Genomic DNA, 20,267 nt, shown 5'->3' with positions numbered 1-20,267 from the left:
TCCATGAAATAAAGCATCAAATTGACTTGAAGATTTTTTCAAAGAACTGTTCTCGGAGATCGCAACTAATCACTTGTTGGTTAGTAAGGTCGAAAGGGTTGTTCTCTGGAAAAAGATCAAGAAGAATTTGATGCTTTATTTCTTGGAATTGGTATAAACTGATGCACATGAAAAAATGGCTACTTGTCTTTTCGATTATTGCTTTTTCTATCGGATGTGATCGTCCTAAAGGATTCACTCTTAAAAAAATTACCTCTTATCATGCTCCTGCTCCTGAATGGGAAGTGGAAAATTCAATGTCTCAAAGGGAGCTCGCCTCTCTAATTGGATCGAAATGTCATTATCTTGGAAGTGGAAATCATACCTACGCCTTTGTCTCTGATGATGGAGAAATCGTTATCAAGTTTTTTAAACAGAAGCAGATGAGAACCAAAACATGGGCAGACTCTCTCTCTATTCCTGCTAAAAGAATATTCTATCCAACGGGAAAGATTGATCGAAGAATGAAGGAAAGGCAGGACTCCTTCAGTAGTTACAAACTTGCTTTTGAAAAACTTCCAGAAGAAACTGGGATACTCTATCTCCATCTCAATAAAACCGATAATCTCAACCTCTCACTTACCTTAATTGATCAAAATGGAGCGACGCTTGAAATCTCCCTTGATGAAATGGAGTTTTTGATTCAAAAAAAAGCAACCTTAGTCTTTCAACACCTAAAGAATTTGTACAAAAAAGGGCAATCTAAGGAAGCAGAAAAAGCGATTATTTCTCTCTTTGAGATTGTTGCATCGCGAAGTCAAAAAGGAATTTATGATAAGGATCTCCAGTTTTTCAAAAACTTTGGATTTGTGAATAAACAAGCAATTGAAATCGATATAGGAGAGTTTCGCACAAACCAGGATCCCAACCCTACTTATGAGGAGCTTAAAATCCTCTCTTACCAAATCCGAGACTTTTTAAAGATGCACGCCCCAAAACACCTTTCGGAGGTTGAGAGTAAAATCGCCGAGCAAATTGAGCAGTACAAATGAAAAAGTACATTTTGCCTGGCGCTATTGCCCTTGGAATTTTTTTATGTGTCTTGACTTACGTCTCTTGTATCATGAGAACTCAGGGATTCTCCTATAAAAAAATCCATTCTCTTTACGGATATGATTCCCGGTGGGATTTTGGATTGCCAAACCCTGAACAAGCAGCTCTCCTTGATCGGGTTTCCGCGCAAAATTTCTCCCCTCTTGGAAGTGGAAAGGAATGCTACGCATTTGTCTCCGAAGATGGTGAGATCGTCATAAAGTTTTTTAAGCAAAAGCATATGAGAACGCGGTATATTTTGAACTTTCTTCCCTTATCTGAGCGTATTCGAATGATCCGAAATGAAACCTTAAACCGCCACCGCTATCGACGACTACACCTCTACCAAAGTTATCAGCTTGCTCACGAAAGACTTCAAGATCATTGTGGGGTTCTCTATCTTCACCTCACAAAAACAAACTATCTCAAAAAGCCCATTACTTTGCTTTCTTCCCGAGAAAAAAAGCTTGTACTCAAATTGGATGATATGGAATTTCTGATTCAAAAGCGTGCCCACCGTATCTTTGATGTGCTGAGTGAATCTTCAGAGAAGGGAAAACAAACAATCGATGCGATTTTAGATTACCTAATCTTAAGAAATGAGCGGGGGATTGGAGATGATGATATCAACTGCGAAAGGAATCTAGGGATTTTAGATGGAAAGGTTATGCAGATTGATATTGGAGAGCTTTACCCAGCAGTCCCGAAGTCACCGAGCAGAAAGGAGCTTACAATTGCAACGCTTGACCTCAAGGATTACCTGGAAAAAAATCATTCTGAACTGGTTTCCTATCTTGAGCAGTCTATAGAAAATCATTGCCCTTAATTTATATACCATATACTTTAACGAGTTCTGCTCCGTAAAAGCAGTTGCTGGGTCTTTCTTTGGATACTCAAAAAAACCGAGAGATAAGTTCATATGGCAATGTACAAACAGCATGCTCAATTCAACCTCTTTATAGCACTCCCTATTCTTATGGGGGCCATGTACTATTTTCTTCACCCTGCAAGAAATCTTATGTTCACTTTCGCGGGAACGTTTGCCTACAGCACCCTCTTTATGAACCCCGATATGGATCTTGCAAATCAGATTCGCTTAATGTCCATTCGGGGAGTCTTAAGTATTCCTTTTCGCTCTTACTCAAAGGTTTTTAACCATAGAGGCCTCTCTCATAATTTGGTCCTTGGATCTTTTACCCGCATTGCATGGCTTTTAGCGTGGGGAGCCCTTGCTTTCCTTATTGTTTACAAGTCACTCCCAACTAAGGGCTCTATTTTAAAGTTTTACAAACACTATCAACCCTTCATTCTCTATGGTTTTGGCGGCATTTGCCTGGCTGATTGGGGCCATCTTCTGCTTGATATGAAAGAGGTGAAATGACTCCCCTTGTCATTAAAGATCTCACAAAAAAGTATGGAAGGCTTGTGGCTGCAGAAAGGGTTTCTTTCGAGATTCACCCAGGAGAAGTCTTCGGACTTTTAGGACCAAATGGAGCAGGAAAAACAACAATTATCTCGAATATCGTCACTCTGCAATCTTTTTCAGAAGGGTCGATTAAAGTCTTTGGAATCGACGTCCAAAAAAAACCTCGCCTCGCAAAAGCTCATATTGGTTTTGTTCCACAAGAACTGATCCATCACGGTTTTTTTACCGTGGAGGAGATCTTAAAATACCATGCGACTTACTTTGGTATTCCTCTCGATAAGGAACACCTGAGGTACCTCCTTGATAAACTTCATCTCTATCACCACCGAAAAAAGCTGGTAAATCAGCTCAGTGGTGGAATGAAGCGGCGCCTCTTGATCATTAAAGCACTTCTTCATAAACCCAAGCTCCTTCTTCTTGATGAACCAACAGCAGGGGTCGATGTTGAATTGCGTGCCTCTCTTTGGAAGTTTATTCAGGAGCTAAAAAAAGAGAACCTCTCCATTCTCTTAACAACTCACTACTTGGAGGAGGCTGAGCTTCTTTGCGATAGAATTGGCATACTGGACCATGGCCGCCTGAGGAAGGTAGATACAACAGAGAAAATGCTGCAGGAATACTCTTCAAAAAAGGTAAACGTAACGCTATGTTCTCCACTTGGAAAAATAGCCCATCCACTTCTTACAGCTCAAAGTGATCACCTCCTTGACTTTCAAGTCCCCAATGAAATGCCTCTTTCTCAATTATTTCAAGAAGCCTCAATCTCTATGAACTGCATTCAAGATGTCAATATCAAAATGGGAACGCTCGAAGATGTGATGCAAACAATTTTAAGAGGAGAGGAATGAGATGAATCGGTGGTTGCAAGCTCAAGGTCTCTATAAGCGAGAGGTTGCTCGTTTTTTGAAGGTTCCTCTTCAAACAGTGGGTGCGCCTATTGTTAACTCTATCCTCTACCTTCTGATTTTTGGTGTCAGTTTAGGACATTCCATCCATTTAGAAAATAACATTCCTTATCTTGCTTTTTTGATTCCTGGGCTCATTGCAATGTCGCTTATTAAAAATGCATTCGACAATTCAACAAGTGCCATTATGGGGCAAAAATATGTGAACGAGCTTCAAGATCTTCGGGTGACTCCCTTTTCACTTCAGCAGCTGTGCGCTGCTAAAACTCTTTCATCTTTAACACGAGGGCTCTTTGTAGGGCTTATTACCTACTGCGTGGGGCAGACATTCTACTATTTCCAAATGGGTCACTTTCTTCCCATTGCCAACCCTCTTGTTTTTATCTATTTTTTAATCTTTGGAGGACTGGCTTTCGGAAATCTTGGGATTGCCATTGGCATGTGGTCTAAGAGCTTCGAACACGTTGGAGCGGTGAGCATGTTAATTCTCCTCCCTTTAATTTACCTAGGTGGTGTTTTCTTTAGCCTAGAGGGGATGCACTCCTTCTGGCAATCTGCATCCCACTTCAACCCTCTCTTTTTTATTATCAACGGAATCCGCTATGGAATACTCGGTAGTACGGATATACATCTTGGCATTGCCGGCGTTGTAACTTTCATTTTTTTTCTGGTCTGTTATATTTTGGCGCTCTGTAGTCTAAGAAATGGTCCGCGCTATATGCGCTAAACTCAGAGAATAAAATCCCCTTTTTCCCTCTCCTTTCAGCATTTTGAATAATGATAAGATGAACTTGATCCGAAGAAGTAAGAATTTTCTAGAATCCCTTGAAGACTCACCTCGAAAAGACTAAGGATTTTTTAAACTCACGTCAAGATCTGATCGATCAAATATTGACATCTAAACAAGGTAATTATTTATTCTCTTTGGTATTCTATAATCTTTGGCAATTATAACAAGAATATAAGGATTTAAATCTAATATGTCAGCTTCTTTGCCAAGTGTCTCGACCAAGAAACCTCAAATCCAGTCATTATAGCTAAAGTGACTTAAATTAGTTATAGGCAGTGCTCCTTGAAAAGTTCGTCTATTCCACATTGATATTTTCTTCGCTTAGACTTTGCCTGTGCCCACTTGTGTTCAATAGGGTTTAGATCAGGGGAATAGGGAGGAAGATATTCCAAGGTATGGCCTGCAGCGTGGATCTTCTCTTGCATAGATTTGCTTTTATGGAATGAAGCATTATCCATAACCAGAATACTTTCAGAGGGAAGTTTCGGTAGCAAGTCCTCCTCTGCCCAAATGGAAAAGGCATCTGTATTAATATTGCACTCGAATAACGCAAGTGTAAGGAGGCTTGTTCCAAGTAATGCCCCTATTGCATTTGTTCTTCCTTTTGCTCCCCAATCATGAGTGCCAAAACATCGTTGTCCTATTTTGGAGTAACCGTGGGTGCGAGGCATATCATGGGCAAACCCGCTTTCATCAATATATACAATTGGCTTTCCCAAACGTTTATATTCTGCGATTTTTCCTTGAAAGATTTGTCTTTTTGTTTCGCAGGCCTTGGGATGGTTGAGAGTTTTTTTTATAGCTAATTCTTAACCTCTTCATGGCACACCGAATGCCTGAAGTGCTTACGTTGAGACGATGTGCTCGTTCATAGTTGAAGGCATCAGGGTATTTCTTGATATCCTCCATCAAGATCTCTCTATCAATCTTTATTGCAGGTCTGATTTTAGTGCGCCTCGGCTCTAACCTCTTAGACCAGAGAAACACACTATTTACACTTACTCCAAAGCGTCTTGCTACTTGGGCAAAGCTTAATTTTTCTTTGCTTCGGATCGATAGAACTTTTTTTCTAAAATCTAGCGAATATGTCATTCAAAAAATTATAACTAAAACGAAATATTTTAGCTATAGAGTGTTATTACAATACTAAAAGAAGACACTCAACATTGGGATACGTAAGCCCAACAAAATTTGAAGAAAAGTACCAAAAAAGCCTATATTAAAACCGTCCACAAAATCGGGGCAAGGTCAATAATTAGTTGGTAAAATATTTGCTGGGATGGTGATTAATCAGCACATGGAGTATGATCTTTAGAAACAATAAAATTACTAAACAAGGAGTAAGGGTTATGATGAGAGTAGCACCGGCTGCAATGAGAGTAGCACAACAAACATCTGTTAATTTATCAAGACAATCAAGAAAATGTTCTTCAGAGCAAATAAGAATTTTAGAAGAAAAAGTAGAGACTCTCTTGAAATCAAACTTAGAGGTAAAAAGCCAAAGAGATAGCGATTTCTACAAGTTTGGCTTTACTTGCTTATCAATAGTTGGAGGAGCAGCTTTTGGAGCCAACTATACTCATGGAAGAATAGATGACACAAGAGATCAACTTAAAGATAAGATAAAAGATTCTGAAGATCACTTGGAAAAAAGAATAGATCTTATGGAAAAACATATTCTAGATAAAATCGATATTGCAGGAAGAGTCGCAGTTCTAGAAAAAAGATAGTTTTTATACTTTTATGGAGCTCTATCTTAGGGCTCTTTTTCTTTTAGACACATAAATCATTCTGTTGCATTTTGAATCATAATGATGCAAAGTGATGTATTATGAATCAAAGTATTGATTTTAAGCGCTTTTGCGAAGGTTTTTATTTCATTATCAGGATCACATTACCCACATTCAGATATCGGATCCTAGAGCTCTTTTAAAGAGAGAAATTTTCGCACTTTTCTAATTTTTTCCGTATCATTCCGATCCTTTGATATTTTTCAGCTCTTTTTCACCCAAACCCGTTAATCTCGATATTTGTTCAAGCGGAAGGTTTTCATTAAACATCGAACGAGCAATCTCTAGAGATTTGTTTTTTTCACCTTCCTCACGCCCTTCTTCGCGTCCTTTTTCAAGCCCTTTCTCACGACCTTTTTCTTCATATTTCTTCAGGGTATTTGCTTCGATTCTCAGCCACTTGAGCTGACCCTCGTAAATTTCGCGCTCATCATCAGAAAAGTTCATGACATTGAGCACATCAATCGCTTTTTTCACTGGAGCGTCATCTAAGGAAGCTGGTAATTTAGCTTTGCTAAGGAGATCATTTCTGAGGAGAAACGCAGACCAGAGGTCTAAGGCACTTTGAATTTTGGATCCAATATCTTCAAACTCTTTCCCTAGGCTGTCATTGAATTTCTTCAGTTCTATTGTATGAAGCTCCAATTCCTTAAAGTAATGGAGACCCGTTTCTTTTTCTGTGATATGGAAAGCATTGTGATACTTTTCAGAGTCCAAGATAGAGATGAAATTCAAAATGTGGATCCCTATGACTTTTTCTAAGGTTCCATAGTCATCTTTTTCTTTGAGCTGATCTGTATACAGCTTCGCCCAATAGTATAGAGCTCTTTTGTCGTAGTCAGCCTCATCGGCAATTTGAATTTCAATATTGAACTTCTTTCCGTGGTTTCCTTCGGCTTTGATGTCGAGGATTGAGAGCTTGTCTTCTTTGAAATTCTTCTGATTATAGGGATTAAGCAGGGTCACATCGACAACCTGATCCTCCTCTCCTACGATAGAGTTAATCAAAGATATGAGCAGGTCTTTGTTGTCTTCGGTGCCAAATATTTTCTTGAAGGCTAGGTCTACCCGCGGATTGATTTTGTGTGACATGAAGTCCTCTTCCTTTCGAATTAGCTCCATTGTACTCTCCATAGAAAAACCTTTCAATGACTTTTCCCCTAAGCGATTTTAGTATTCAAAATCCTTCCAGGTCAGGAAATTGGCTCTTGTGGATATCATAAACTCAAGCTCTGTTGTGTATTCATAATCTTTCTTCACGCAGTCCAATGCATCGGCTGCGTTCAAATTTTCCTCATCACTATCCATAAAAGACCAGCTCTATTTAAAATACCCAGTATAGGAAGGAGGATATTCTCTGTCATTGAAAAATTACTGGTCTATCCCCTCTAAAACCGCATAATCCTCTAGAGGAACAATGGCAACCTCTGCGCCATTCAAATTATAGAGAATCCGCTCTCCTCCAAAGGCGACTCGATTGAACATCTCTTGCTCAGGCTCTACTGATTTCAAGACGATTTCTTCATCTTTAGACCTTGCATTAACATCCCACCTTACTGGGTGTTGCAATTCTTCCATTGTTTGCATAGTTTTCTCCTTTGCAAATTTTTTTTTGGTGCATCAAAGACTTAGCTCAAACCCTCTTTGCTGCTGCTCTTCTTGTTCAATGCCAAGTTGAACATCTAGTTGTTTTTCTTGTTTTTCCAGATCAGACCAAGAGCCCAGAACTTCTTGCGACTGCATGTCTTGAGAAGCTTCAGAGGAAAGAAAATCATGCTCGGTTTCTCGTGCATGTATACTTTCATGAATCGCTAGTTGCTCCAGTATCTCCAGGCGCTCTAACTCACTTCCCCATACCAATAATTTTCTATCCTCTAAGATGGAAAGGTCAACGTTATTTTCTTTGTCAAACAGGAGCGAGTCCTCTACTGGCATCTTATTTTCATAAGAACCTCTGCTTTCCATAGAAACAAACACGTAGCCTTTTTCTTTATTGAGTCTAGAAGACTCATCTGCTTCTAATTGAGACTGACACAGGACAACTACTGAGCGTTCATTCTCAGGGGTGAAGAGGCTTTCGATATTTTGAATGGTCTCCATCCCTGAAGATTGGCAATGCTCTTGATAGACTGCGAGCTTTTTAAGCTGCATTTCTTGCCTCTCTAACACAGCCTCTCGTATACGCAACTCTTCGAGCTGATGTTCCATGTCTTTCTCTATTGGCTTCAGGGATTTTTTTTCAATAGCATAGACTTCAATCTCAGGAAGTTTTGATACACCATATTGGGAAAGATCAGATTTTTCGGTTGAAGTGTTTTGATAGAAATCATGGCTATCGGATTTGTCAGCTCTGTTTTCCCGACGGTCGTCTAATATTTCCTGGATGTTTGCCTTTAACTCTCTTCCAAATGCTTTAACACGAGTCCACCTAGTGCCATATTCTCTTGCTTTTTCAAGCCCGTGATCAAATTTCTCCCTCTCAGCCTGTTTCTGCAAATCATATTCGTTGTGGAAATAGAGTGTAGATTCCTTAGAGGCGTCTTTGGAGCATTGCTCTTGCAGTTGCCCAAAACCTCCACACTCTTCCTTGTCAATGTAAACACTGACAGTTTTTTTGTGCCTGGACATAGCGACATAGGAAGTCTGTTTTCCATTGAGCGAGTTGTGGAGAACGTAGGTGTCCTCTACCGTTCTCCCTTGAGATCGAAAAGTAGTCGTTGCGTACCCTAGTTGCCAAGAGCCGTATTCTTTTGGGTCAAAAGATACAATCTTGGTGTACTTGGAACTGTCTTTTCCCTCCTGATCAAGCTTTACGACAAAACGGTCTTCTTCAGCTTTAACAAGTTCTCCCTTTAGCCCATTTGTTACACCAATAGCGCGATCATTCTGCCTGAATTCAATCAGATCTCCTTCAGAGACGCGCACACAGCCAAACATTGTCTTGCAGGAATATTCTTGCTCTTTCAGCTCTCCTTTAACCATGCGTACGTCGTGAGCCGCTTGATTGAGTACATGGACTTCTCGATTGGTGGTTGCGAGGATTAAGGATTTTTCATAGGACTTAGATGTGTCGAGGTAATGAGAGAAAGACCAATCTACTATGAGCTTTTCCATTGCGCTAGCTTTGTCTCTTTCGAAGTGCAGGCATTTTTCCTTGCTCAACCCTCTTAATGCGGCTTCAATATCTCCTTGTGCAAAGCTTTGTGTTATAGATCGTTGCTCTTGAGAGCTTTGGCGTTGTATAGAGTGCAGTTTTGAAGCATCATATTTTTCTGCTAGAGCCTGAAACATCCCTCCTCTATCAACTGAGGGCATTTGGGAAGAGTCTCCGGAAAGGATAAGCTTGGCTTTGTGGGCGTGAGCTACCCTACAGAGTTCATTAAGCGCTTGATTCCCAAGTTTTCCAGCTTCATCGACGATCCAGAGCTCTTTGCTCTTGATCTCTCTGTGGCCGTGCTCTTGAGCGTACAAAAATCTAGGAACATTCTCAGCATTAAAGCCTTTTTCTTTGAGAATATTGGCGGTGGCATTATCAGGACCAAACCCTCGTACTCTGATTCCTTTTGCTTCGTAAGACTTTTTTAACGCCTCTAGAACGTGAGATTTCCCTGTACCAGCATAACCTTCCAATACATATAAACCTTCTCTTCCAGAGAGTGTTTTAAAAGCTTGGAGTTGTTCTGGTCTCAGATAGCTTGAGAATTTCTCTAGGTGTTTGTCCTTTAGCTTAATATGTTCGATATCGTTGATTTTTTCACAGCGGCGAACGATCTGCTTTTCTTCTTCAAGCACTTCTTTGGTTGTGAATTTCCCTATGTCTTTGTAGCAAGGATATCGACTGTTTAAATCTTTCTGCTGGAGCTTCACTATTTCTATTTGCTTCCAAAATAGATCACGCACTTCTTCCAGCTTCTCATGAGGAGTATGTTTAGCCATGAACCGCTCTACATCTTGGACTTGCCATACTGCTTTTTCGTTGGAAATCGCCTTTAAGATTTTAGATGGATCACTTGCATCAATGACGTTTTTCTTTTGAATTTCCGCGTGTCGCTCTAACATTTCTAGGCAGTTCCCTCGAAGTCTTACAGCTCCTAGATGCTCTTGGGGATTTAGCGACTTGGGATCGACACGTAGATCTAGACCGAGCTCTTTAAAATAGTCGTTTTGTATCTTTGTCCAAATCTCTCCCCAACGGGTATTAGAGATCTCTTTTTGCAAGGATCTATCTTTCAAATAGTGAAGACTTTCTCCATCTTCTGAAAATGTTCTTGTGGGCACTAGTATATGGGCATGCCAGTTATGATCTTCTTTATCATCAGGGCTGTGAATGGCGTAATGCGCAGCAAGCCCCTTATCTACAAACTTTTGAGAAAATATTTCAGTTAAAATAATGCGATCTTCTTCAGTGATCACATTGTCATCGGGAAGGGCAATGACTAGTTCCATTCCTACTTGTGAATTGTGTTGCTTCTCGATTTCCTCGGCAGCATTCCACAGAATTTCGGGATTTAAAAACTTTTCGTCTGCGCCTTCAGGAAGCATAATTTTTTTGGCTAAAGGAGCCTCTCTATTGGAATAGTCATAAAGCTTTCTATGTTGAAACTTCGTACCTTCAAATTCTAATCGAGAGCGATCAATATAGGCAGCTTTATGACAGATATTCTGCCCTTTAGAGCGTTGTACAAATTCGTTCCTTGCTTGTCCTATTGCCATTTTATTTTTTCTTATTCTTAGATCTTTATCTAACGTTATCAAAACAAACTTTTTGTTTTTCTGCAAGTTTTAACAAAAGCAAGCACCAGTATGGTGCATATTGCGTATGTCTCTAATCTAGCGATTAATAGCCATAACGCCCTAAATCTAATTTATGTAAACTTAAAAACACAACCGAGAGGTAAAAGTCCTTTTCGTTAAAGGATACTTTGGTTACGATGTATAAAAAATAGAAAGTTATTATATGGAAAAACATTTCGATGCCTCAAGAAGAGAAGTGGTAGAGTTGCTTCAAAGGAAAAGACGGATTGGAAGATCTTTAACAGATAATGAATTAAGAGGGATCTTGAAAGGGGGGAACTTTGAAAAAGAAAACGGCATGTCCTCGGAAGCTCTGCTGAGCACCTCGGCATATCAGGGCGCTTCGCTTTCTATTGAAGGGAGAAATGAGGTTGGGTATACAAACATTGGAGATTGTGAAAATGAACGAGCTTGAAAAAAAGAAGGAAGCCCTTAAGCTAAAAAAGTCTCGTATTGAGCATCAGGAAAGGCTTCTGAAGCTTAAAGAGCGTAAAAACCGCACGAGGCTTCTGATTGAAGTCGGTGGGGTTGCTTCGAAAGCCGGAATTGATCATTTGAACACGAATACTCTTTTGGGAGCTTTTCTTGAAATCAAGGAGAAGGAAAAAGAGGAGGGGACGCTTAAACGGTGGACAAAAAAAGGTGCTGAGGCTCTTGATAGGGATAAAAAGAAAAATGGGGAGCCGTTGATTGTGACGTTTGCTGAGGAACCGGAAAAGAAGATTAAGACGGAGATCAGGCAGGCGGGACTGCGGTGGAACCGTTTTAGGAAGGAGTGGCAAGGGTTTGCTAAAAAAGTGCAGTTAGAAAAGCTTCTTAAGGGGGTTGACCATCAGGTGCAAGCTGTAGGAAGTCAATCGTCTAAAAGTGTAGAGGAGGAGTGAATATGGCTTCTGATAACGAGATGCTAGCGTTTTTGAAAAGATCTTTGGAAAATCCCCACTTTGATCAACTGGAGCTTTGCTTTTGGGCAGTTGAGGGCGATCAGTTGGTGTTTGTTTAGATGGAAACCTCGAAGCGCATCTTTTTGAACAGATGGTTTTTAGCGATGATTGCTATTGGATCGGTTGCTCTAGCTTGTTCCATATCAGCTGTGCATGTTTTCCATTTAAAACCTTGTGTGATGTGCAAGCTTCAGAGGATTCCCTTTGCTCTTTTGATTGTGAACTCTGGGTTTGGCCTCTTAAGCTCTTACAAACAAGGGTTTTTTAAGGTGGCGCAGGTATGTTTAGCCTTAGGAGTAGTCCTTGGGATGGGACATTTTTTAATGCAGATGGGAGCTTTGCCAGATTTTTGCACATTGAAGAAGGGCTTTGATACGACGCAGGAGTTTTCAATGATGCTAAAAACCTCAAAATGTTCTGATATAGCCTGGTCTATTTTTGGTGTGCCGGTTTCTCTATTGAATGCAATGCTTCATACTTTAGTTTTAGGACTGGGGTATCGTTTTAGCTTGAAGAAAGGTCTGATGGGAGCCTTATGATGGAAACACAAGTGGTTGTGAACAGGTTTTATCCAGAGGAATTTAGACGAAAAGCTGATAGCGAAAAATACCTTTCCAAAGGGACTTGCGAGGTACATCTGCTTTTAGGCCCGATCGAAATGGATGTCAAAAATATCACCTATCGGATTGATCATGAAGGGAAGATCCTTTTAAAACCTCCCTTTAGGATCCATTCAAACAAAAAGGCTGGGATCAAACCGAGGCTCGTCCCTTCGATTGTTTTTAAGGAGGCTGGGGTATGGGGGCAAATTGAAGAAACAATCAAACATGAGCTCTCTAAAGAGGTCTTAATGCTTCCTAAAAGAGAGAGTTTACAGCTGGATTTGTTTGAGAACATTAGAATGTATTAGAGTTGTAGGAGGATCTATGGATCTTTATGTGGGGAATCTCCCGTTGAATTTAGACAAGGAAGGGCTAAAAAAGCTGGTGGAAATGTATGCGAATGTTCAAGGAGTGAAGATTATCCAGGATGAGGGTGTTTCACGAGGGTTTGGGTTTGTGACAGTTTCTGAAGAAGAGGCTCAAACGGTGATAGAGAAACTCAACGGGCAATTTTTGGAAGGGAAACGCCTCTCTGTTAAAAAAGCGTATCAGAAAAAACCTGCTTTTAAGCATGTTTTCATCTCCAAAAAATGGAGAGAAAAGGCTGCTGAAAAAATCTAGGTCCTTAGAGCTTGTTTCCATGTGGGTGGGCCTTTAACCCCCGCTAAAGCTAGATTTCTCTTTAGGCTGAATAGGCCACCATCGGATTAATCATGAAGGGAAGATTGTTTTAAACCCTCCCTTTAGGATCCATTCCCTAGGGAGATCAATTTTTAAAGAGCAACCATGAACAAAGTTTAAAAAATAGAATAAGACTCGAGACATAAATATTTGAAAGATATAAAATCGTTTCAAAAGAGGGATAAGAAAAAACGCTCTCAAAATGATGTATCAGATCACTTTGAGAGCTAACCAAATCAGTCTAACCTAAACCGGAGGTTGTTATGACTCAGCTAGCTCAAATTTATCAGAAACCCAAAAAACGAACCATATTTTTTCTTTTGGCTTTCCTCGTTCTGTTCGCCTTGGGAACAGTTTGGTGCTTTTATTACTTGTTTTCGGAAAGTTTTTTAGATTATTGCGTAGGGAAAGATAATTACTTTTTTTCTAAATTAACCCTTTGGCTGTCCACCTTTATATTCCTAGTTCTTCTAATGAGCCCGCCTAAAGAAGTTCTAATTGTCTTTAGCGTGCCGCTCATATGTGCGCTGCTTTTTTCAGGAACTGCAGCTTTTAAAGAAATTGAAGCTAACATAATGATTAACAAATCGTTGAAAAAAAAGCTGAGTTAAAAAATCAAGAAATATATCATCAATTTTCTGATTCTTTGTCTCAAAACTCCAAAAATTTCCTCTGGTTTTCCGCTCTGATCATCTCAGAAAACACGATTCCTTTGGATTTTTTATATTCTCTTCTTGATGATCAGGCTGAAGCGACTCTCAAGGAGATTTTACAAACCCCTCTTTTTTGCCTTGTGGATAAGGAAATGCAAGAGGTTTTCTCTGAGAGAAAGGAAATAACCTTCTTATACACAAATATATCTACGCATCAGAAAAAGACTAATGGCGTTCCAGCACTTCTGAAATTTGATCCGAAGATTCTCAAATTCGCAAGTCCTACACCCTTGATCTCGGAAGAGATGATTGTTCGGGCTTTCACAAATTACCAAGGCGAGAAAAATCTTCTTTTCCTCAAAAGGCTGGAAAGGGCCTATTCCAAGATGAAAAGAAGAGAAACCAAGATCCTTCTTGCAAAACTTGCATCACAGGTCAACCTCAAGCTAGAACGTTTTGAAGCATCAAGATGCTGGAATAGAGAAATACTTAAGATTAATGAGGATATAGCTAAAGTGACTTAAATTAGTTATAGGCAGTGCTCCTTGAAAAGTTCGTCTATTCCACATTGATATTTTCTTCGCTTAGACTTTGCCTGTGCCCACTTGTGTTCAATAGGGTTTAGATCAGGGGAATAGGGAGGAAGATATTCCAAGGTATGGCCTGCAGCCTGGATCTTCTCTTGCATAGATTTGCTTTTATGGAATGAAGCATTATCCATAACCAGAATACTTTCAGAGGGAAGTTTCGATAGCAAGTCCTCCTCTGCCCAAATGGAAAAGGCGTCTGTATTAATATTGCACTCGAATAACGCAAGTGTAAGGAGGCTTGTTCCAAGTAATGCCCCTATTGCATTTGTTCTTCCTTTTGCTCCCCAATCATGAGTGCCAAAACATCGCTGTCCTATTTTGGAGTAACCGTGGGTGCGGGGCATATCATGGGCAAACCCGCTTTCATCAATATATACAATTGGCTTTCCCAAACGTTTATATTCTGCGATTTTTCCTTGAAAGATTTGTCTTTTTGTTTCGCAGGCCTTGGGATGGTTGAGCGTTTTTTTTATAGCTAATTCTTAACCTCTTCATGGCACACCGAATGCCTGAAGTGCTTACTTTGAGACGATGTGCTCGTTCATAGTTGAAGGCATCAGGGTATTTCTTGATATCCTCCATCAAGATCTCTCTATCAATCTTTATTGCAGGTCTGATTTTAGTGCGCCTCGGCTCTAACCTCTTAGACCAGAGAAACACACTATTTACACTTACTCCAAAGCGTCTTGCTACTTGGGCAAAGCTTAATTTTTCTTTGCTTCGGATTGATAGAACTTTTTTTCTAAAATCTAGCGAATATGTCATTCAAAAAATTATAACTAAAATGAAATATTTTAGCTATAGAGTGGGGCAAAGAGGCACTGTAACCCGTACATGGGCCAATAAAGGAACACGTCCTCGGCTCGCACGTCAGCAGCAATTTGAATACGCTTACATATTTGGAGCTATTTGCCCCGTCAGAGATGAAGCTGTAGGCCTTGTAATGCCAGCTGTAAATACAGAGGCAATGCTTCTGCATCTTGAGCACATTTCCATGAAGATTCCTGAAGGAAGGCATGCAGTTATTGTGCTGGATAGAGCTGCTTGGCATACAACAAAGCGACTTAAAAGGTTTAGCAACATAAGCCTTCCACCTCTTCCTCCGGTTTCTCCAGAGTTGAATCCAGCAGAACAAGTATGGCAAACGCTTCGAGATGAATATCTAGCGAATCGCTGTTATGAAGATTATGATGCGATTACAATGGCCTGCTGCGATGCATGGAATGCATTTGTTGATACTCCAACCAGAGTGAGAAGGCTCTGCTCAAGACCGTGGGCTATTTTATGACGTTATTTTTTATGAATGGTATAACTCCCTTCAACCACTGCATGACTTTGCTTACATTATGTACCGGCTTATAGCTGATAAACATATGCACATGATCACTAGCCACCTTACCCGTAATGATGTCAAGCTCGTGCTCTAATGCAAATCTGTCTCAACACATCTCTCAGACGTATAGCTACTTGTCCGGTCAATATTCGTTTTCTATACTTGGGGACCCCATACAAGATGAACTTTCAAGTCTGTTTTGGTGTGCGCTCCTAAATTATAACGTCGCATAGCGACAAATTTAATCTTTTCTTCGCCTTAAAGGCGAGGGTTTTCAACTATCCCCGGAGGAGACAATAATGCTCCAGTCAATTGCAATGTATGCAGAAATGATTGAGATCCGTCCTGTAAAAAGGACAATGCAGGCTCCAATTCCCATAATTTGCCAGATTCGAAGGGGAATACGACAGATTTGACGGAGAGCTATCCCCAAAAAGACCAGTATTAAAACACCTAATGAAAGTGATATCACACGCACGCAAATTCGTCTTCGGCTACATTAATTCTTTTCATTTTTTCTGTCATTGCATATTGTGATCACATGGACGCACTTAAAGATAAACTCAAAAAGTTTGTTCGAGATAGGGATTGGGACCAATACCATAACCCTAAGAATCTTGTTCTCTCTCTCATTTCTGAAACCGGCGAACTAGCGGAAATCTTTCGATGGCTTAGCATGGATGAGTGCGAGTCGGTGATGCAAAACCATGAGCTTGCAAAACACATCCGTGAAGAGGTTGCTGATATATTTAACAATCTCATGCTGCTTTCTATGAAACTTGATATCGATCTACTTGACGTCGCCAAGAAAAAGCTTGCCCTCACTGAGGAAAAGTATCCAACTGCTATCTGGAAAGGACGCGCCCGTCAAGTCTAAGAGCTCTATTAAAAAAAATCACTAGTGGTTTCTTATAATTATGGCTAGCTTTTAGATTTTTTTCAAAAACCCGATCTAAACTTTCCAGTATCAGAGGCAATGTCTTTTTGCCATCAACTTCCTTATTATAATCAAAGAGTAAATCCCCAGTTCTCATAAAAAACAGCTTCTTGCGACTTAAATGTTGATCCTATCGTCGGATCAATCGGCCATACAAATCCATGAATCAAATGATCGGATGATTTTCCTGCATCATATTGTTTGGGAGGCACTATTGAAAACAACAAAATCCCCTTCAACTGATCAAAATTTTTAGGTTTAGCAAAAAAATTGCCCATTACACATTGAAAATCATATTTTTTCTCTAAAGCATTCATTTACTGCTCAACGATCTCCTGATTCTTAAACGAATCAACTTCAATAAAAAGACCATAGATTTCAGAGTAATCAGTTAAGTGCCCTCAACAAGTAACTAAAGTGCATAGGCTCTGTCCTCAAAGTTTACACCATATGATGATCTAAGCGAACAAGAGAGCCCCTTTAAACATGCAAGTTGTTTTATCATAACGCGTTGTGATTCTACAAGCAAAAAACTACAGCAGTCATCTCCTAAAAGGAACAGGTGGACGGTATCCCTGAACGATTGAGGAGAGGATGAGTCCCCCCACAGCCGGGAGAAACTTTTTCTGTTTGATATAGTAGTAAGCACCAGCAACTAAGCAGTTCACTCCAACAGAGGATAAATGAATACTTTGACTTGTCATTATGCGGCTCAAATTGACTACTTTGGGCAAGATGTTACCAAAATATCTCTATGAAGTAAATAGGAATACTGGGTATTTAACTTCTTTATAGTCAATCATCTTCGTCCTCATCTTCGTATTCCTGGCTAAAAGGGTAGAGATCTTCATCCTCATCATCCAGCTCATCCTCATCACCAAGATCGCTTCGAGGGTCGATATAAAAAGCTAGAGACGTTGCTCTAGGAAGCGGGAGATAATCGCTCTGTTCCTCATCGCCGCGGGATTTGGCATGAAATACCCTCCATAGACAAATAAGGACAAAACCACCACAGAGAACACTCATATAGAGGAAGAGGCCGCTTGGACCAAAGAGTGTCATAAAAAAGGGGGAAACAAGAGGTCCGATGATACACCCAACCCCATAAATCACCAAAAGGGCACAGGTAATTCCTACGATTTTTTTATCTGAAAAATGATCACATGTATAGGTAATTGAAAGAGGATACAGGGTAAATGAAATCCCCCCAAATAGGATCGTCAATCCAAGGAGAAGGTAATAGTGGAAGTGAAGGCTATGGTAGAGCGCAAATGTTAGACACATTAAAACTAGGGAAACACCTATGATGACTTTTCGGCGATTAAAGATATCAGAAAGGTGGCCGATGGGCCACTGAAGAATGAGCCCCCCTAGAATGGTGAAACCCATGATTTGAGAAATTTGCATCACTGAGAGATTGATCTCTTTAGCAAAAATCGGTGCAAGGGAATAAAAGGAGCTTAGAATCATCCCCGAGACAAAACATCCGATAGGGCCAAGAGGTGCCTTTCGCATAATTTGGAAGATGTTGGTAATGGAGGAATCTAAAAGCAGCGGGCCGCTGCTCTTCATCATGCACACAGGAATTACAGAAAGAGAGCTTAGAATAACTGTGATGACAAAAGGCAGTAGGCTATCGATCTGTGAAAAATTCAGAATAAACTGTCCAAACCCTTGAGCCATATAGAGAGTAAGCATATAAAATGAGAGAATTCTCCCTCTGCTTTTGACTCCTGTAGAAAGGAGAAGCCAACTCTCAATTGCAATAAAAAACCCCGAGACACAGAACCCCATCAGAAAACGGAATATTGACCACGAGATGACGCCAATCATCCCCCCTTGCAAGACAATCAAAATAGAGTTAACTGACGCCACAATCACAAAGGTCCGGATATGACCAATCCTGTTAATAAGCCTCTCGACATAGATAGACCCGAGCATAATCCCAGCGTAATAAAAGGCATTAATCAATCCAATAATCCAGTTGGGATAATCAGCAACCGCAAGGCGCAAACTTGTAAATGTTGTAAAAAATCCATTTCCTAACATCACAATAACAAGACTCACCAAAGGAGGTGTAACGCTCCGCAGGACTTTTCTCATTCAGACCTCTTCTTTGCTGCAATTTTCTTCTGTGCTTCTGGAGAAAACCAGCGACCATCATGCTTAATAAGAGGCTGCGTAATCACCATATATTTTTCCTTTTTAAAGGGGTGTTGTACTTCCCCTTTTTTGGTAATAAGCTGCTCAAAAGTGTACCGAATTTTAAGGTAGTTTCCGTCTTCTTTAACCACTGTGATGTCAGTGTTAGAAAGGATCGGAAGAAAGTACTGTGGTTTTGCACCCAGAAGCTTCAATACTCCATCCTCGATTGCCGATCTAAAAGCCTGTCTTCCCACTTGAGAAAAAGCTTGCTGCAAGAGGGAGAATAGCTTCTCGTCTTCAGGACATAATGCTTGCATAGCCTTGTAAGTTTTAACAAGCTTTTCCACTGAAAAAGAATCGGTCTTGTCTGCATGAAAGAGAAGTTTATCATGATCATAAAGATAGAGAGAGGGCCATTCTCGGTTAAGCTCTTTTGCAAAATCAATTGTCATAAAGCCAAGCGTTTCGTCTTCAGTTATCTTCTCATTCAAGGTAGGGAATGCTTCAACATCACCCTTTACCTTCTTATCGATCCCCTCATAAATTTGTTCTACAAATGAAAGTTCCTTTTGGATCTCTGAGGGACACTCCTCGAAAGCCCAGTCAAGAAGACTTAAAGTCACTTGAGAAACTTCTTGAATGGAGAGGAGGAATTCCCATTGATATTTGTTGAGAATCAGAGCACATATGCAAAACTGCTGCTCATCACTCATATGATAGAGAACTTCTTGCTGGTTTGCGAGCTGAATCAGTTGCTTTCGGTTTTCAAGTGGAAGATCTCGAGGAAGATAGCAGCTAGCAAGGTAAGTTTGAAGAGTTTCAATATCCTTTTGGGACGTTTTAGAAAGAGTTTCGAGAAGGTAAAAGAGATCAGCATTCGTCTCCTTCAGCTCATCAAAATCTTGATACGCAAGAACAATTTCTTGGAAAGCCTTTCCAAGCTCACGAAACTTTGTTGTGAGGTAAATATTTTTCCGACAAACAGAGGTGCGTGTCAGTCGGTCATGAATTCCAGAGGGAGCCAAACAGTATTCTTCTTTTAACATCCGGCTACAATAGTTGATATTCTGAATCTGCCGGTATTGATTAATACGCGCCTTTTTCTTGAGTTCATGCCACATCCTTAAGTAATCAAGATGCTTACGTGACTTGTGACGATGAAGCCGGATGCTGCGGTTGTCACGAATAGGATTGGTGATAAATAGAAGGAGTTCATTGGGGTAATAGATCGCTTTAAACTCTAAGGCTTCCTCTGTTTCATCTACTTTTTCAGACTGAACACTCATAAAAATTGCATTGAGGGCCTGCCTGGGATCAGAGTGAGTCTGCTGCTTGCGACGCTCTTCAATATGTTCTTGAAGAGCTTTGAAAAAAAAGAGCTTACGTGCAGAAAGAGCTTGAGCAACCGATCTCTTTGATTGCTTGTATTTTTTGTAAGGATAAACACCAAAAGTAATAATTGAAAAACATAAGTTTTTAAGTGAACTTGCTTTAAATTGGGAGCGAAAGTGACGCGAAACCGCTCCCTCCCACGACTCTCGGTGGTTGATATTAACCATTTTCACATCTGGAAGGACTGGACCATGCATGGATGTAAGCTCCCCTT

At 40.2% G+C, this 20,267-nt stretch carries 28 protein-coding genes and 1 pseudogene; 15 read left to right on the top strand and 14 right to left on the bottom strand.

The window, feature by feature from the left end:
- Positions 1 to 167: 167 nt before the first annotated feature.
- The 5 genes from R2I63_RS10050 (at position 168) to R2I63_RS10030 (ending at position 4,129) form a co-directional block, all read left to right on the top strand.
- Positions 168 to 1,031 (top strand): hypothetical protein, encoded by an 864-nt coding sequence (locus R2I63_RS10050; RefSeq protein ID WP_316357436.1) that lies wholly within the window; start codon positions 168 to 170, stop codon positions 1,029 to 1,031.
- Positions 1,028 to 1,897, top strand: coding sequence for a hypothetical protein (locus tag R2I63_RS10045; RefSeq protein ID WP_316357435.1), 870 nt, complete (start codon positions 1,028 to 1,030; stop codon positions 1,895 to 1,897). The genes R2I63_RS10050 and R2I63_RS10045 overlap by 4 nt, the downstream gene beginning before the upstream one ends.
- A 93-nt stretch (positions 1,898 to 1,990) precedes the next feature.
- Complete coding sequence (locus R2I63_RS10040) at positions 1,991 to 2,452, top strand: DUF2227 family putative metal-binding protein (protein ID WP_316357431.1); 462 nt, start codon at positions 1,991 to 1,993, stop codon at positions 2,450 to 2,452.
- Entirely contained in the window at positions 2,449 to 3,345 is an 897-nt protein-coding gene (locus R2I63_RS10035) for an ABC transporter ATP-binding protein (protein ID WP_316357428.1), read from the top strand. The genes R2I63_RS10040 and R2I63_RS10035 overlap by 4 nt, the downstream gene beginning before the upstream one ends.
- Before the next feature lies 1 nt (position 3,346).
- A complete protein-coding gene (locus R2I63_RS10030; protein ID WP_316357425.1) occupies positions 3,347 to 4,129 on the top strand; it encodes an ABC transporter permease in 783 nt (260 codons plus the stop codon).
- A 329-nt stretch (positions 4,130 to 4,458) separates the two neighbouring features.
- Here R2I63_RS10030 and R2I63_RS10025 read toward each other — a convergent pair whose 3' ends face one another.
- On the bottom strand, positions 4,459 to 4,929 hold the full coding sequence (locus R2I63_RS10025) for an IS630 family transposase (protein ID WP_316359762.1): 471 nt from the start codon (positions 4,927 to 4,929) through the stop codon (positions 4,459 to 4,461).
- Positions 4,916 to 5,284: an IS630 transposase-related protein gene (locus R2I63_RS10020; protein WP_316356278.1), complete on the bottom strand. Its 369-nt coding sequence runs from the start codon at positions 5,282 to 5,284 to the stop codon at positions 4,916 to 4,918. The genes R2I63_RS10025 and R2I63_RS10020 overlap by 14 nt, the downstream gene beginning before the upstream one ends.
- Before the next feature lie 26 nt (positions 5,285 to 5,310).
- Here R2I63_RS10020 and R2I63_RS10775 point away from each other — a divergent pair, with 26 nt between their 5' ends.
- Complete coding sequence (locus R2I63_RS10775; protein WP_445083695.1) at positions 5,311 to 5,415, top strand: IS3 family transposase; 105 nt, start codon at positions 5,311 to 5,313, stop codon at positions 5,413 to 5,415.
- A 126-nt stretch (positions 5,416 to 5,541) separates the two neighbouring features.
- Positions 5,542 to 5,922 (top strand): hypothetical protein, encoded by a 381-nt coding sequence (locus R2I63_RS10015; RefSeq protein WP_316357422.1) that lies wholly within the window; start codon positions 5,542 to 5,544, stop codon positions 5,920 to 5,922.
- Between the two features lie 240 nt (positions 5,923 to 6,162).
- Here the strand turns inward: R2I63_RS10015 and R2I63_RS10010 are convergent, their stop codons facing one another.
- The 4 genes from R2I63_RS10010 to R2I63_RS09995 form a co-directional block, all read right to left on the bottom strand.
- The gene (locus R2I63_RS10010; RefSeq protein ID WP_316357419.1) at positions 6,163 to 7,104 is read right to left on the bottom strand and encodes an Rpn family recombination-promoting nuclease/putative transposase; all 942 of its coding nucleotides are present in this window, start codon (positions 7,102 to 7,104) and stop codon (positions 6,163 to 6,165) included.
- A gap of 48 nt (positions 7,105 to 7,152) precedes the next feature.
- Positions 7,153 to 7,290, bottom strand: coding sequence for a hypothetical protein (locus R2I63_RS10005; protein ID WP_316357416.1), 138 nt, complete (start codon positions 7,288 to 7,290; stop codon positions 7,153 to 7,155).
- 63 nt (positions 7,291 to 7,353) lie between these two features.
- On the bottom strand, positions 7,354 to 7,569 hold the full coding sequence (locus R2I63_RS10000) for a hypothetical protein (protein WP_316357414.1): 216 nt from the start codon (positions 7,567 to 7,569) through the stop codon (positions 7,354 to 7,356).
- Between the two features lie 33 nt (positions 7,570 to 7,602).
- Positions 7,603 to 10,695 carry an AAA family ATPase gene (locus tag R2I63_RS09995; protein WP_316357412.1) on the bottom strand — a complete coding sequence of 1,031 codons (3,093 nt, stop codon included), beginning with the start codon at positions 10,693 to 10,695 and terminating at the stop codon, positions 7,603 to 7,605.
- Between the two features lie 244 nt (positions 10,696 to 10,939).
- Here R2I63_RS09995 and R2I63_RS09990 point away from each other — a divergent pair, with 244 nt between their 5' ends.
- The 6 genes from R2I63_RS09990 (at position 10,940) to R2I63_RS09965 (ending at position 14,180) form a co-directional block, all read left to right on the top strand.
- Positions 10,940 to 11,191, top strand: coding sequence for a hypothetical protein (locus tag R2I63_RS09990; protein WP_316357411.1), 252 nt, complete (start codon positions 10,940 to 10,942; stop codon positions 11,189 to 11,191).
- Positions 11,178 to 11,660 carry a conjugal transfer protein TraD gene (locus R2I63_RS09985; protein ID WP_316357410.1) on the top strand — a complete coding sequence of 161 codons (483 nt, stop codon included), beginning with the start codon at positions 11,178 to 11,180 and terminating at the stop codon, positions 11,658 to 11,660. The genes R2I63_RS09990 and R2I63_RS09985 overlap by 14 nt, the downstream gene beginning before the upstream one ends.
- Positions 11,661 to 11,779: 119 nt before the next feature.
- Complete coding sequence (locus R2I63_RS09980) at positions 11,780 to 12,259, top strand: disulfide bond formation protein B (protein WP_316357409.1); 480 nt, start codon at positions 11,780 to 11,782, stop codon at positions 12,257 to 12,259.
- Positions 12,256 to 12,630, top strand: coding sequence for a hypothetical protein (locus tag R2I63_RS09975; RefSeq protein ID WP_316357406.1), 375 nt, complete (start codon positions 12,256 to 12,258; stop codon positions 12,628 to 12,630). Before R2I63_RS09980 ends, R2I63_RS09975 begins: the two co-directional genes overlap by 4 nt.
- Positions 12,631 to 12,646: 16 nt before the next feature.
- Positions 12,647 to 12,943 carry an RNA recognition motif domain-containing protein gene (locus R2I63_RS09970; RefSeq protein WP_316357402.1) on the top strand — a complete coding sequence of 99 codons (297 nt, stop codon included), beginning with the start codon at positions 12,647 to 12,649 and terminating at the stop codon, positions 12,941 to 12,943.
- 772 nt (positions 12,944 to 13,715) lie between these two features.
- Positions 13,716 to 14,180, top strand: a complete 465-nt coding sequence (locus R2I63_RS09965; RefSeq protein WP_316357400.1) for a hypothetical protein — start codon at positions 13,716 to 13,718, stop codon at positions 14,178 to 14,180.
- Positions 14,181 to 14,185: 5 nt separating this feature from the next.
- Here R2I63_RS09965 and R2I63_RS09960 read toward each other — a convergent pair whose 3' ends face one another.
- Positions 14,186 to 14,656, bottom strand: coding sequence for an IS630 family transposase (locus R2I63_RS09960; RefSeq protein WP_316359811.1), 471 nt, complete (start codon positions 14,654 to 14,656; stop codon positions 14,186 to 14,188).
- Positions 14,643 to 15,011 (bottom strand): IS630 transposase-related protein, encoded by a 369-nt coding sequence (locus R2I63_RS09955; protein WP_316356349.1) that lies wholly within the window; start codon positions 15,009 to 15,011, stop codon positions 14,643 to 14,645. The genes R2I63_RS09960 and R2I63_RS09955 overlap by 14 nt, the downstream gene beginning before the upstream one ends.
- Positions 15,012 to 15,030: 19 nt before the next feature.
- Between R2I63_RS09955 and R2I63_RS09950 the strand changes: the two genes are divergently transcribed.
- Complete coding sequence (locus tag R2I63_RS09950; protein WP_316357398.1) at positions 15,031 to 15,534, top strand: IS630 family transposase; 504 nt, start codon at positions 15,031 to 15,033, stop codon at positions 15,532 to 15,534.
- A gap of 25 nt (positions 15,535 to 15,559) precedes the next feature.
- On the opposite strand, the pseudogene tnpA reads toward R2I63_RS09950, so the two are convergent.
- Positions 15,560 to 15,810 (bottom strand): annotated as a pseudogene (gene tnpA, locus R2I63_RS10770) (IS200/IS605 family transposase); the annotation flags it as partial.
- Positions 15,811 to 15,853: 43 nt separating this feature from the next.
- Complete coding sequence (locus tag R2I63_RS09945) at positions 15,854 to 16,057, bottom strand: hypothetical protein (protein WP_316357396.1); 204 nt, start codon at positions 16,055 to 16,057, stop codon at positions 15,854 to 15,856.
- Positions 16,058 to 16,120: 63 nt separating this feature from the next.
- Between R2I63_RS09945 and R2I63_RS09940 the strand changes: the two genes are divergently transcribed.
- Complete coding sequence (locus R2I63_RS09940) at positions 16,121 to 16,456, top strand: nucleotide pyrophosphohydrolase (protein WP_316357393.1); 336 nt, start codon at positions 16,121 to 16,123, stop codon at positions 16,454 to 16,456.
- Positions 16,457 to 16,587: 131 nt separating this feature from the next.
- On the opposite strand, the gene R2I63_RS09935 is transcribed toward R2I63_RS09940, so the two are convergent.
- From R2I63_RS09935 to R2I63_RS09920, 4 genes are all read right to left on the bottom strand, one after another.
- Entirely contained in the window at positions 16,588 to 16,833 is a 246-nt protein-coding gene (locus tag R2I63_RS09935) for a hypothetical protein (RefSeq protein ID WP_316357390.1), read from the bottom strand.
- A gap of 225 nt (positions 16,834 to 17,058) precedes the next feature.
- Complete coding sequence (locus tag R2I63_RS09930) at positions 17,059 to 17,220, bottom strand: hypothetical protein (RefSeq protein WP_316357388.1); 162 nt, start codon at positions 17,218 to 17,220, stop codon at positions 17,059 to 17,061.
- 91 nt (positions 17,221 to 17,311) lie between these two features.
- The gene (locus R2I63_RS09925; RefSeq protein WP_316357386.1) at positions 17,312 to 18,619 is read right to left on the bottom strand and encodes an MFS transporter; all 1,308 of its coding nucleotides are present in this window, start codon (positions 18,617 to 18,619) and stop codon (positions 17,312 to 17,314) included.
- The gene (locus R2I63_RS09920; RefSeq protein ID WP_316357383.1) at positions 18,616 to 20,250 is read right to left on the bottom strand and encodes a hypothetical protein; all 1,635 of its coding nucleotides are present in this window, start codon (positions 20,248 to 20,250) and stop codon (positions 18,616 to 18,618) included. The genes R2I63_RS09925 and R2I63_RS09920 overlap by 4 nt, the downstream gene beginning before the upstream one ends.
- Between the last annotated feature and the right edge of the window lie 17 nt (positions 20,251 to 20,267).

This window comes from Candidatus Neptunochlamydia sp. REUL1 (assembly GCF_963457595.1).
Taxonomy (GTDB): Bacteria; Chlamydiota; Chlamydiia; order Chlamydiales; family Simkaniaceae; genus Neptunichlamydia.
The sequence above is the reverse complement of the archived record's forward strand: the minus strand, read 5'-3'. Positions and strand labels throughout refer to the sequence as shown.